Consider the following 12,610-nt stretch of genomic DNA (forward strand, 5'->3'; position numbering starts at 1 on the left):
AAGGCCCCCGCGGTACCGCGGGGGCCTTTATGCAATTAAAATAAATCAAATGAATAATTAAATGAAAAGATGTATTTTGTACACTTATCCGCAACTATATTTTGAACAATGAAGAAAGTTATACTAGGCAGTATGCTGGCCTTGTCCTGCTGGATGGGCCAGGCAGCGTACGCGCAAGGCAAGCATACATTTGCATTAAGCAAGACGGAATTTTTGCTGGATGGTAAGCCCTTCCAGATGATCAGCGGAGAGATGCATCCCGCGCGCATTCCGCATGAATACTGGCGTCATCGTATAAAGATGGCGAAAGCAATGGGCTGTAATACGATTGCCGCTTATGTTTTCTGGAATTATCATGAAACCACGAAGGGGCAATTTGATTTCTCTACCGGTAATCACAATATCGCAGAATTTATAAAGATCGCGCAAGAAGAGGGCATGTGGGTGCTGTTGCGCCCGGGCCCCTATGTATGCGCAGAATGGGAGTTTGGCGGTTTACCGCCTTACCTGCTGCAAACGCCTGATATCAAAGTGCGTTGCCTTGATCCGCATTACATGGAGGCAGTAGAACGTTATGTGCAGCACCTCGCCGCAGAAGTTAAACCCTTGCTGGTGACCAATGGCGGCCCGGTGGTGATGATGCAGATAGAAAATGAGTATGGCAGCTATGGCAACGATAAACAATATCTCTATACACTGAAAGACCTCTGGGTGAAGAATGGCATCAACATTCCGTTCTACACTGCTGATGGCGCTACGGCTTACATGCTGGAAGCAGGCGGTGTGCCGGGAGCGGCCATAGGACTGGATTCCGGCGGATCGGAAGAAGATTTTGCCGCAGCAAAAAAACAGAATCCGGATGTACCCGCCTTCAGTAGCGAGTCGTATCCCGGTTGGTTAACCCATTGGGGCGAGCCATGGCAGCGGCCCGGCATCGATGGTATCTCCAAAGAAGTGAAGTTCCTGATGGATACCAAACGTTCTTTCAACCTTTACGTTGTGCATGGCGGTACCAACTTCGGCTACACGGCCGGCGCTAATTCCGGCGGTAAAGGCTATGAGCCGGATGTTACCAGCTACGACTATGATGCGCCGATCAACGAGCAAGGCAATGCCACGCCAAAGTACCAGGCTTTGCGTCAGCTTATTGGTTCATACCTGCCCAAGGGTAAGCAACTGCCGCCCGTACCTGCGCCTGTTCCAACTATCAGCATACCGGGCTTTACGTTAAAGCCGTTCACGTCTGTATGGGATCACCTGCCAGCGCCGGTGCGTTCGCCGCAACCCAAGCCCTTCGAGGCTTATGGCCAGGACTATGGTTTCATGCTGTACAAAACAACTTTGATCGGTCATAAGAGCGGCAAGCTGGTGATCAGGGACCTGCACGATTACGCCACCGTTTTCCTGAACGGCCAGTTCATCGGCAGCCTGGACCGCAGGCTGGGAGAGCAATCTATCAATCTGCCCAAAACTGACGTGAAAGATCCGGTACTGGAAATACTGGTGGAAGGCATGGGCCGTATCAACTTCGCCGAAGCCCTGATCGACCGGAAAGGCATCACCGACCGTGTAGTACTGAACGGCATGACGCTCATGAACTGGGACGTATATAGCCTGCCCATGCAGGAAAAATTCGTACAGTCGTTAACGTTATCTTCCGGCCACCCTGCCAAAAAAGGCCAGTTCTTCAAAGCCTCTTTCCAACTCAGCAATACCGGCGACACCTACATTGACATGTCCGCCTTCAAAAAAGGCATCGTATGGGTGAATGGCCATAACCTCGGCCGCTATTGGGAGATCGGCCCCCAGCGCAGCCTTTATTGCCCTGCTCCCTGGCTGAAGAAAGGCGAGAACGAGATCATCGTTTTCGACCTTCTGCAAGAGAATGCAGCGGATGTGAAGGGGCTTAGCTCAGGATTATAAGGATTGAAAGGATTACCAGGATTTTTGGATTTATTGATTTTGGGATTTATTGATTTAATTGAAGCGAAGATGACAATATTGTTCGCCTTCGCTTCAATTAAATCAATAAATCCGAAAATCAATAAATTCGAAAATCCCTTTGTGTACATTCTACGCTATCTATTTAATTTTCCACTGCCTTGCTTTTACCGCGTAAAAAGCCTAACTTAGAAATATTGGTTTTTCATTTCTTAACTTCTTAAACAAGGCTTGCCATGGGAAAAGTACGCAACATCCTGCAGGCCAAGGGTCATGCAGTTTATTCTGTTCATCCTGACAATACTGTCTTTGAAGCCCTGCAAATGCTCGTTGATTGTAATGTGGGCGCATTGACAGTTGTGGATGAGAACGAAAGATTCCTTGGGATATTTTCAGAAAGAGATTACGCACGCCGCGTTATTCTGAAAGGCAGGGCATCCAAAGAAACGCTTATCAGCGAAATTATGACCGAAAGACCTATCACTGTTACTGAAGAAGATTCCATTGAAGATTGTATGGCAAAGATGACTGACAAGCGTATCCGTCACCTGCCGGTAGTGGATGAGCAAGACCGGCTCATTGGTATGATCTCCATCGGGGATGTGGTGAAATACATCATCGATGACCAGCGCTATATTATTACCAGCCTGGAATGCTATATCAATGGTACGCACACCTGATGGTGCAAAAGTGTTTTTGTTTTTTCATCAGGATCTTCGTAATTTCAATTCATATAGCCTTTGCCGTTAGCACGGACCTTTCATGTTATGAAATCCTAGTCAGCAGTTACAACATTACATTTAACGGTCTTTACAATTTTATCGCTCGGAGGGCGGACATTGTGGAAAGCACTGTTTCTAATTCCATTCCCGTTTGGCCATTTTTGGTGTATGGTGGTATTGTTTTGATACTTGTCTGTATCATCCTGGCCCTGTCATATTCACTGGGGCAGCGGCATAAAGACCGCGCCACCGGAGAAGCTTATGAGTCAGGTATTGTATCTACAGGATCGGCACGTTTAAGATTTCCCTCCCAGTTCTATCTCATCGCTATGCTGTTCGTTATTTTCGATATCGAAACAGTTATGATCATCTCCTGGGCTATCGCTTACAAAGAAGTAGGCTGGACCGGCTTTATCGGCGTATCTGTATTTATCCTCATCCTTTTGGCCGTACTCATTTACGAATGGCGCAATGGCGCACTGGATTTTGGCCCGGACGGCAAAAAAATTCTCCGCGCCTACAGAAAACTCAGAAAGAGCAGCATTTCCAACACACCCGCAGCAAGTCACAACTATCCGGACATTCAGGCACAACAAGCAGCAGCAATGTAACATCAGCCAGGGTTGATTTTTTCTTTATTAAAATCAACAGCCATGAAATGGTGGATGACACAGGCAAACGATGCTACCGGCAAAACCGCCGGCAATACTTCCATGGAAGAGGTGATACAACAGAGCGTGATGCTCACCTCTGTTGAAAAACTCCTCGCCTGGGGAAGGCAGAACTCCATGTGGCCATTCCATTTCGGCCTCTCCTGTTGTTTCGTAGAAATGGCCACCGCCATGACGCCCAAATACGACCTCGCCCGCTTCGGCGCTGAAGTGATACGCGGCACACCCCGCGAAGCCGATGTAATGATCATCGCCGGTACCGTATTCATCAAAATGGCGCCTATCATTCAGCGCCTGTACGAACAGATGATGGAACCGCGGTGGGTCATCTCCATGGGCTCCTGCGCCAATTCCGGCGGTATGTATGACATCTACAGCGTAGTACAGGGCGTAGATAAATTTTTACCGGTAGATGTGTATGTGCCCGGATGCCCGCCAAGGCCCGACGCTTTCATGCAGGGGCTCGTGATGCTGCGCGACAGCGTAGGTAAAGAGAAACGGCCGCTCAGCTGGATCATCGGCGAACAAGGCGTAGTGAAGCCGGAAAAAATCTCCATGAAAGAACAGCTCCGCGAAAAACGGCAGCAGATGACACAATTCAAAACACCCGACGAAATTTAACGCATCACCTATAAATACTACTACTATCAAACCCATTCTGGACATATTAACAGCGCGTTTCGGTGAAAACACCTTTACCACGCAGGACACACGTGATGGCATCTCCACCCTGGCCATGCCCGCAGAAAAAACAGTGACGGTATTGCAATTCCTGAAATCCAGCGTTATAATGCCTTATCGCATGCTCTATGACCTCACGGCCATCGATGAGCGTGCGTATAAAAGAGCGCAGAACGGACACAAACCTTTTGATTTCACCGTTGTATATACCCTCTTTTCTTTTGACCGCAATGAATTTATCCGCCTCAAAGCCGGCCTCCATGGCGAATATCCGTCGATAGACAGCATCACCCACGTATGGCCTGCGGCCAACTGGTATGAACGTGAAGTATATGATATGTTCGGCATCCGGTTCAATGGTCACCCCCTGTTAAAACGTATACTCATGCCCGTTACCTGGGAAGGACATCCGCTCCGCAAAGAGCATCCTGCCCGGGCAACGGAAATGGGGCCCTTCAAGCTCTTCAACGAAAAAGTAGACAGGGAACAGGGCGCCCTGCAATTTAACCCCGAAGAATGGGGCCTGAAACGGCATAGCGACGATACCGATTTCATGTTCCTCAACATCGGACCGCAACACCCGGGAACCCACGGCGTATTGCGCATCATCCTCCAGCTCGACGGAGAAGATATTGTAGACGCTGTGCCCGATATCGGCTTCCACCACCGCGGCGCTGAAAAGATGGGCGAGCGGCAATCCTGGCACACCTACATCCCTTATACAGATCGCATTGATTATCTCGGCGGCGTGAACAATAACCTCGCTTACCTCCTGGCAGTAGAACGCCTCGGCGGTATTGACGTGCCGCTGCGTGCACAGATCATCCGTGTTATGCTCTGTGAGCTGTTCCGCATCGCCAGTCACCTCGTTTGGTATGGCACCTTTGCACAAGACCTCGGTCAGCTGTCACCAGTATTTTACATGTTCACCGACCGTGAAAAGATCTTCGAGATCATCGAAGCTATCTGCGGCGGGCGCATGCATCCCAACTGGTTCCGTATCGGCGGCGTAGCGCAGGACCTGCCGCAGGGATGGGAGCAGCTGGTGCGCAACTTCATCCATTATTTCCCGCGTAAACTGCGAGAATACGATAACATGGTAATGAAGAATACCCTCTTCAAGACACGCACCAAAGGCATCGGTATCTATACGCTCGAAGAGGCGATAGAGTGGGGCGTTACCGGCCCCGGACTCCGCGCCTGTGGCCTTGAATGGGATCTGCGCAAGAAAAGGCCCTACGGCGGTTATGAAAATTTTGCTTTCGAGGTCCCGGTTGCAGCAAATGGCGATTGCTACGACCGTGCGGTAGTGCGGGTGGAAGAAATGCGGCAAAGCCTCCGCATCGTGCAGCAATGCCTGGAGTTCATGCCGCCCGGCGATTTCAAATCGCGCCACCCGCTTGCTACCCCGCCGGTGAAGCAGCACACCATGCAGGATATTGAAACGCTTATTCATCACTTCCTCAATGTCAGCTGGGGGCCTGTGATCCCCGCCGGCGAAGCCATGAGCTGCGTAGAAGCCACCAAAGGATGGAATGGCTATCATCTCATCAGCGACGGCAATACATCGGCATATCGTGTACGCGTGCGCACGCCCTCGTTCCCGCATATGCAGATGATACCGTATATCAGTCGCGGTTATACCGTTGCTGACTTGCTCTCCATCCTCGGCGGAATGGATTATGTATTGGCTGATATTGACAGATAAATCCTCAAATTCTCACATCCTCAAATATGTAAATATCAATTATGCTATCATCTCACGAAATAGAAAAGATACAGGAAGAGCTACTGCATGTGCCGGTAAAAAAAGCGGCCTGCATAGAAGCGCTGAAGATCGTGCAGGCAGAACGTCGCTGGGTATCTGATGAACATGTAGACGATATCGCCGCATTGTTGGATATGAGCGCCGCAGAGGTAGACAGTGTAGCCACTTTCTACAACCTCATCTTCCGGCGGCCGGTAGGCAGGCATGTGATCCTGCTGTGCGACAGTATCAGTTGCTGGGTGATGGGATATAATACGATCAAACAATCATTGATGGAACAATTGCAGATCAGCTACGGGCAAACCACGCCAGACGAGCGTTTCACCTTACTGCCCAATGCCTGCCTCGGCTGTTGTGATCATGCGCCCGCCCTGATGATCGACAATGATCTCTATAATGATATCAACGACAATGATCTGAAAAACATATTAACTAAATACCCGTAACAACAATACACCAATAAAATAAATAAATCCGTACATCAAAAAATCCGACAATGGAAAAGCCGCTCACACAACATATCCCGCTTTCGGGCGCTGCGCTGGACCTCCGGCAGTATGAAGCTGTGGGCGGTTATTCCGCACTGCGCAAGGTGTTGCAGACGATGACGCCGCAAGAGGTGACCGCGCTTGTAAAAGAGGCTAACCTCAGAGGCCGTGGCGGCGCGGGTTTCAGCACCGGTATGAAATGGAGCTTTGTGCCGATGGATGTGCCTGGACCTAAATATCTCATCGCCAATGCCGATGAGATGGAGCCCGGCACTTTCAAAGATCGCTGGCTGCTGGAAGGTAATCCGCATCAGCTGCTGGAAGGCATGATCATCGCGGCTTATGCCATACAAGCCACGGACGCATTCGTATTCCTGCGCTGGGCCTATAAATCCGCCGCTGTGCTGATGCGGCAAGCCATCGCTGATGCTTATGCTGCCGGGTATCTCGGCAAAAAAATATGCGGTAAGGACTTCTCCCTGGAAATGCAATTGCATACCGGCGTAGGCCGTTACATGTGCGGAGAAGAAACAGCGCTGCTTAATTCACTGGAAGGAAAGCGCGCCACACCCCGCGCCAAGCCGCCGTTTCCGCAGGTGAGCGGTTTGTTCGGCAAGCCTACGATCGTCAATAATGTAGAAACGCTTTCTTATCTGCCCCATATCATGAACAATGGCGCCGACTGGTTTAAATCGCTCAGTCAGAGCAGCGATGGCGGCACTAAAATTTATGGCGTGAGCGGCAAGGTAAACAAGCCCGGCGCCTGGGAACTGCCGATGGGCATTACCATGCGCGAGCTGCTGGAAGAACATGCCGGTGGTATGAAGAATGGTTACCGTTTCCGCGGAGCCTTGCCTGGCGGCGCTTCCACCGACTTCCTCACCGATGCGCACCTCGATGTAAAAATGGATTTCAATGGCGTAGCCGCCGCCGGCAGCAGGCTGGGAACCGGCACCATGGTGGTGCTCGACGATCACACCTGCCCGGTAGGCTTTGTACATAACCTGGAACATTTTTTTGCGCAGGAGTCGTGCGGCTTCTGCACACCTTGCCGCGAAGGCCTGCCATGGACAGAGAAAATACTCTATGCCATGGAACAGGGCCAGGGCACCATGCAGGACCTGCAACTGCTGGAACAGCATACGCAGCTGCTGGGCCCCGGCAATACCTTTTGCGCCCTCGCGCCCGGCGCCATGGAGCCTTTGCAAAGTGCGCTGAAATATTTCCGGGAAGATTTTGAACAACATATCAACGAAAAAAAATGCCCTTATGCCCATCATACACATTGACAACAAAGCATACGAAGTGAAGGAGGGCAAGAACCTGCTCGAAGCATGTTTATCGCTTGGCCTCGACCTGCCTTACTTCTGCTGGCACCCGGCGCTGGGCTCTGTTGGCGCCTGCCGGCAGTGCGCCATCAAGGTTTTCAAAGATGCGGAAGACCAGAAAGGCAAGATCATCATGGCCTGTATGGAGCCGGTGAAAGACCAGCTACGTATATCCGTGAACGATAGTGAGGCGAAAAATTTCCGGGAACATGTGATCGGGTGGCTGATGACCAATCACCCGCACGACTGTGCCGTTTGCGATGAAGGAGGCTCTTGCCATTTACAGGATATGACCGTGATGACCGGCCACTCTTACCGCGATTATCATTTTACCAAACGAACTTACAACAACCAATATCTCGGACCTTTCCTGAATCATGAGATGAACCGTTGCATACAGTGCTATCGCTGTGTGCGTTTTTACAAAGATTTCGCCGGCGGCAAAGACCTGGATGTTTTTGCCGCCCATAATCATGTGTACTTTGGTCGTCAGCAGGAAGGTACACTGGAAAGCGAATTTAGCGGCAACCTCGCAGAAGTATGCCCCACGGGCGTTTTCACCGATAAAACATTGAAGCAACATTACACCCGCAAATGGGACATGACCTATGCCCCTTCTATCTGCCAGGGCTGCGGCCTTGGTTGCAACATCTCCGCAGGAGAGCGTTACGGCACCCTGCGGCAGATCACTAACCGCTACAATCATGCTGTGAATGGTTATTTTCTTTGCGACCGTGGCCGCTACGGCTATGAGTTTGTGAACAGCAGTAACCGCATCAAAGAAGCGCTGGTGCGCCATGCGCCCGGCCATGAGGCCAATGGCCTTTCCGTGATGCAGCATATACGCAACCGTATGCAGGCCGGAAAGGTAATAGGCATCGGCTCTCCAAGGGCATCGCTGGAATCTAATTTCCTGCTGAGGCAGTTGGTGGGCGCCGACCATTTTTATCTCGGCGTATCCGACAGCGATCATGATATGGTATCGCTGATGATGAAGATATTGAAGCAGGGACCGGTGCGTGCCGCCTCGATGTATGAGGCTGCCAATGCAGATGCGGTGTTGATATTGGGAGAAGACATTACCAACACCGCGCCGATGCTGGCATTGCAGGTACGGCAGGCGGTGCGCCGTATACCCGTGGAAGCAGCCATGAAACAAACACATGTGCCGCAATGGCAGGATGCCGCTGTGCGCGAAGCCGCACAGGAAGCGAAAGGGCCGCTGTTCATCCTCAATGTGCTGGAAACAAAACTGGATGAACTGGCTGCCGCTGCCTGGCATACTGCGCCTGATAATATTGCACGTATAGGCTTCGCCGTTAGTCACCTTATTAATGATCATCTGCCCACTGTAAGCGGCATGTCGGAAAAAGGCACTGAAGTGGCGGAAACGATTGCGAAAGCCTTGCGGCAGGCTAAAAATCCTTTAATCATCGCTGGCTACGGCAGCGGCAGCACGGCAGTGGTGAAAGCTGCCGCCAACGTTGCCTGGGCGCTGAAACATGCCGGCATTGATGCGATGCTGTCGTTTACAGTGCCTGAATGCAACAGCATGGGACTGGAAATGCTTGGCGGCCATCGACTGGATTCCGCAGTGGCAAATGTGATGAACGATACTGCCGATACGGTCATCATCCTGGAAAATGATCTCTATCGCCGGCTCGATCAACACATGGCCAGCCAATTCCTCGACCGTTGTAAAAATGTGATCATGCTGGATCATCTCTTCAATGCCACTGCCGAAAAAGCTCATATCATATTGCCTGCAGGCACTTTCGCAGAATCCGACGGAACGCTTGTGAACAACGAAGGCCGCGCCCAGCGCTTCTTGCAGGTGTACGCGCCATCAGGACAGATCAAAGAAAGCTGGCGCTGGCTGTTGGAGATCGCCGCTTTCAATGGTCATGATCCCTTGAAAAATATACAATCACTGGATGAAGTAGTGGCCGCCATTGTGCGCAGCCACCGCATATTTGCCGGCATCGAGTCATTGACGCCGCATGCGGATTTCCGTATGGCCGGACAAAAGATACCGCGTGAGCCGCACCGTTACAGCGGCCGCACTGCGATGCTCGCCAATGTGAACGTTAGCGAACCGAAGCCGCCGGAAGATACCGATACCGCGCTTTCCTTTACCATGGAGGGTTACAGGGGAGAGCCCCCATCTTCCATGATCCCCTTCTTCTGGTGGCCCGGGTGGAACTCGGTGCAGTCGGTCAACAAATTTCAACAGGAGATCGGCGGGCAGCTGCACGATGGCGACAGTGGCAAACGTTTGCTGGAACCGCTGCCTGCTAACGGTAACGGGCATACGCCGTATTTCCGCGAGGTGCCGCAGCCTTTTATTCCATTGGCTGGTCATCTGTTGCTGGTACCGCTGTACCACATCTATGGCTCGGAAGAGCTGAGTGTGCACACACCGGGCGTGGCCGAGCGCATACCGGCGCCGTATATCATGTTGCACAGCGAAGATGCCAAACGTTTCCAGGTGGCGGCCGGGCATCTCCTGTATTTTATGGATAAAGGACACCAATACGCGCTGCCGGTGGTGATCAACGATACGCTGCAACGCGGCGCTGCGGGCATACCCGTAGGCCTGCCGCAGATGCAGGTAGCGGAAGTGCCGCAGCTCATTAAAATATAAGTACCATGACAAACTACTGGTGGATCATAGGAGGCGTTCTTTTCGTGCTGCTCAATACAGCAGCCGGCCTGATATGGCTGGAACGCAGGATGCTGGCCCTCTGGCAGGACCGCTACGGCCCTAACCGCGCCGGCCCCTTCGGGTTGCTGGTGGTGCTGGCGGATACGATCAAGTTATTCTTCAAGGAAGACTGGATCCCGCCATTTGCAGATAAGGTTGTATTTGTATTTGCTCCTGCCGTAGTAGTGGCCAGTGTGCTGATGAGCTTTGCTGTGGTACCTTTTGGACCAAATGTTGTGGTGGCAGATTTCAATATCGGTTTGCTCTTTTTCCTGGCGATGTCGTCTATTGGTGTGTATAGCGTGGTGCTGGGCGGCTGGGCTTCCAATAACAAGTATGCGCTGTTGGGCGCCATGCGCGGGGCTTCGCAGATGATCAGCTATGAAGTGTTCATGGGACTGGCATTGATGGGCGTGGTGGTGCTCACCGGTTCTTTCAACCTGAGAGAGATTGTAGAAGCACAGCGGAAGATATGGTTCATCATTCCGCAGTTCATCGGTTTTCTGATATTCCTGATTGCAGGCATTGCTGAAACACACCGTTTACCTTTTGATATCCCCGAGGCGGAAAGCGAGCTGGTAGCGGGTTTCCACTCGGAGTACTCCGGTATGAAGTTCGGCATGTTCTTCATCGGTGAATATCTTGGCATCACCCTGATATCTTCTATGGTCGTTACCTTATACTTCGGCGGATGGCTGGGACCTGCATTTTTGCCGCCGGTGATCTGGTTTGTATTGAAAACGTTTGCGTTCATTATGCTGTTCATCCTGTTGCGCGCTTCCATGCCGCGGCCGCGTTATGATCAGCTGATGGAATACGGGTGGAAAGTGCTCTTCCCCTTGTCGCTGGCCAATTTGCTGGTAACGGCGGGCATCGCGCTCTGGCTCAATCATTAAATCCGTAAATCCAAAAATCCGTAAATTCTTAAATCCTCATATCATGTTCAGCCTGATCAGAAGCATGTGGTTAACATTCCTGCATATGTTTCACAAACGGGAAACATATCAGTATCCGGAAGAACACGCGCCGCTGCCGGCCCGCTGGCGTGGCCGCATTGCGCTCACACGTGATCCGGACGGGGAGGAGCGTTGTGTAGGATGCTACCTCTGCGCTGCCGCTTGCCCCGTGGATTGTATCTCCCTGCAAGCAACGGAAGATGAATTTGGAAGAAGATACCCGGAATTTTTCCGCATCAATTTCTCCCGCTGCATCTTTTGCGGATTCTGCGAAGAGGCTTGTCCTACCTACGCTATACAGCTGTTGCCGGATTTTGAAATGGCAGAATACAACCGTCAGAACCTGGTGTACGAGAAAGAAGACCTGTTGATACAGAGCCAGGGAAAATATCCTGGTTATAACTATTACAAAGTGGCAGGATTGGCGATCAAGAATAAAGATAAGGGAGATGCCCAGGATGAGCTGCCGCCGGTAGATATCAAAAGCCTGCTGCCTTAAAAAGATAGCTCATGGAAACTGCATTCTATATCGCTGCGGCCATTGCGGTGTTATCGACCATCATGGTGATTACGCGTTACAACCTGATGCACGCCTTGCTGTATCTCGTGGTATCCCTGTTGTCGGTAGCGGTGATCCTTTATCTCTATGGTGCGCCTTTCATGGCGGCGTTGGAGGTGATCATCTACGCAGGAGCGATCATGGTGCTCATCATCTTTTTTGTGATGATGCTGAACCTGGGTTCCGAGGCCGACAGAGAAGAGCGGCTATGGCTCAAGCCGCGCATCTGGGTGATCCCCGCGGCGCTATGCGCCGTATTGTTGGGCGAGCTGGTGTACCTGGTATTGGCGCCGCATCATGCGGCGGCGGGCATAGAGGTAGTGCCGCCGAAAGCCGTGGGCATGGCCTTGTTTGGTCCTTACCTGCTGGCGGTGGAGCTCACGGGCATGTTGTTGATGGCAGGCATTGTAGGGGCTTATCATCTCGGCAGGAAGAAAGCAAAAACATTACATCGTTTTCTTGAAAACAGTGCATCATGAATATGCATCCAACTAACGCGGGCCTGCTGCTGGCGGGCATTCTGTTCGTACTGGGCCTGCTCAGTATGCTCATCCGCCGCAACCTGATCTTTATGCTGCTATCGGTAGAAATCATGCTCAATGCGGCCGGACTGGCCTTCATCGTGGCCTCCTCGCGCTGGGGCAGCGCTGACGGGCAGGTGATGTTCATGTTCATCCTGGCGATGGCAGCGGCAGAAGTTTCGGTAGGACTGGCACTGATACTACAGCTTTATCATCAACTCAAAACACTCGACAGCGATGAAGCCAGTCGCATGAGAGGCTAAATCAATAC

General features: G+C 51.6%; 12 protein-coding genes. All 12 read left to right on the forward strand.

Annotated elements, in window-relative coordinates; genetic code table 11:
* Positions 1-108: 108 nt before the first annotated feature.
* A complete protein-coding gene (locus FPG75_RS23220) occupies positions 109-1,923 on the forward strand; it encodes a glycoside hydrolase family 35 protein (protein ID WP_143310435.1) in 1,815 nt (604 codons plus the stop codon).
* A gap of 254 nt (positions 1,924-2,177) precedes the next feature.
* On the forward strand, positions 2,178-2,621 hold the full coding sequence (locus FPG75_RS23225; protein ID WP_143310437.1) for a CBS domain-containing protein: 444 nt from the start codon (positions 2,178-2,180) through the stop codon (positions 2,619-2,621).
* Between the two features lie 224 nt (positions 2,622-2,845).
* Positions 2,846-3,274 carry an NADH-quinone oxidoreductase subunit A gene (locus FPG75_RS23230; protein ID WP_236652882.1) on the forward strand — a complete coding sequence of 143 codons (429 nt, stop codon included), beginning with the start codon at positions 2,846-2,848 and terminating at the stop codon, positions 3,272-3,274.
* Between the two features lie 42 nt (positions 3,275-3,316).
* Positions 3,317-3,955, forward strand: coding sequence for an NADH-quinone oxidoreductase subunit B (locus tag FPG75_RS23235; protein ID WP_143310438.1), 639 nt, complete (start codon positions 3,317-3,319; stop codon positions 3,953-3,955).
* A 10-nt stretch (positions 3,956-3,965) separates the two neighbouring features.
* Positions 3,966-5,723, forward strand: a complete 1,758-nt coding sequence (nuoC, locus tag FPG75_RS23240; RefSeq protein WP_262712072.1) for an NADH-quinone oxidoreductase subunit C/D — start codon at positions 3,966-3,968, stop codon at positions 5,721-5,723.
* A 41-nt stretch (positions 5,724-5,764) separates the two neighbouring features.
* The gene (nuoE, locus tag FPG75_RS23245) at positions 5,765-6,229 is read left to right on the forward strand and encodes an NADH-quinone oxidoreductase subunit NuoE (RefSeq protein ID WP_143310440.1); all 465 of its coding nucleotides are present in this window, start codon (positions 5,765-5,767) and stop codon (positions 6,227-6,229) included.
* Between the two features lie 50 nt (positions 6,230-6,279).
* On the forward strand, positions 6,280-7,560 hold the full coding sequence (gene nuoF / locus FPG75_RS23250) for an NADH-quinone oxidoreductase subunit NuoF (protein ID WP_143310441.1): 1,281 nt from the start codon (positions 6,280-6,282) through the stop codon (positions 7,558-7,560).
* Complete coding sequence (gene nuoG, locus FPG75_RS23255; protein WP_143310442.1) at positions 7,541-10,243, forward strand: NADH-quinone oxidoreductase subunit NuoG; 2,703 nt, start codon at positions 7,541-7,543, stop codon at positions 10,241-10,243. The genes nuoF and nuoG overlap by 20 nt, the downstream gene beginning before the upstream one ends.
* A gap of 5 nt (positions 10,244-10,248) precedes the next feature.
* Positions 10,249-11,199 (forward strand): NADH-quinone oxidoreductase subunit NuoH, encoded by a 951-nt coding sequence (gene nuoH / locus FPG75_RS23260; RefSeq protein ID WP_143310443.1) that lies wholly within the window; start codon positions 10,249-10,251, stop codon positions 11,197-11,199.
* Positions 11,200-11,242: 43 nt separating this feature from the next.
* Positions 11,243-11,758: an NADH-quinone oxidoreductase subunit NuoI gene (nuoI, locus tag FPG75_RS23265; protein WP_143310444.1), complete on the forward strand. Its 516-nt coding sequence runs from the start codon at positions 11,243-11,245 to the stop codon at positions 11,756-11,758.
* Between the two features lie 11 nt (positions 11,759-11,769).
* Positions 11,770-12,297, forward strand: coding sequence for an NADH-quinone oxidoreductase subunit J (gene nuoJ, locus FPG75_RS23270; protein WP_143310445.1), 528 nt, complete (start codon positions 11,770-11,772; stop codon positions 12,295-12,297).
* Positions 12,294-12,602 (forward strand): NADH-quinone oxidoreductase subunit NuoK, encoded by a 309-nt coding sequence (nuoK, locus tag FPG75_RS23275; protein WP_143310446.1) that lies wholly within the window; start codon positions 12,294-12,296, stop codon positions 12,600-12,602. The genes nuoJ and nuoK overlap by 4 nt, the downstream gene beginning before the upstream one ends.
* The last annotated feature ends 8 nt before the right edge of the window (positions 12,603-12,610 follow it).

This window comes from Chitinophaga vietnamensis (genome assembly GCF_902167635.1).
Taxonomy (GTDB): Bacteria; Bacteroidota; Bacteroidia; order Chitinophagales; family Chitinophagaceae; genus Chitinophaga; species Chitinophaga vietnamensis.

Coding starts and splice junctions, on each gene's coding strand:
- FPG75_RS23220 (WP_143310435.1), top strand. CDS start 109: ATGAAGAAAGTTATACTAGGCAGTATGCTGGCCTTGTCCTGCTGGATG.
- FPG75_RS23225 (WP_143310437.1), top strand. CDS start 2,178: ATGGGAAAAGTACGCAACATCCTGCAGGCCAAGGGTCATGCAGTTTAT.
- FPG75_RS23235 (WP_143310438.1), top strand. CDS start 3,317: ATGAAATGGTGGATGACACAGGCAAACGATGCTACCGGCAAAACCGCC.
- nuoE (WP_143310440.1), top strand. CDS start 5,765: ATGCTATCATCTCACGAAATAGAAAAGATACAGGAAGAGCTACTGCAT.
- nuoF (WP_143310441.1), top strand. CDS start 6,280: ATGGAAAAGCCGCTCACACAACATATCCCGCTTTCGGGCGCTGCGCTG.
- nuoG (WP_143310442.1), top strand. CDS start 7,541: ATGCCCATCATACACATTGACAACAAAGCATACGAAGTGAAGGAGGGC.
- nuoH (WP_143310443.1), top strand. CDS start 10,249: ATGACAAACTACTGGTGGATCATAGGAGGCGTTCTTTTCGTGCTGCTC.
- nuoI (WP_143310444.1), top strand. CDS start 11,243: ATGTTCAGCCTGATCAGAAGCATGTGGTTAACATTCCTGCATATGTTT.
- nuoJ (WP_143310445.1), top strand. CDS start 11,770: ATGGAAACTGCATTCTATATCGCTGCGGCCATTGCGGTGTTATCGACC.
- nuoK (WP_143310446.1), top strand. CDS start 12,294: ATGAATATGCATCCAACTAACGCGGGCCTGCTGCTGGCGGGCATTCTG.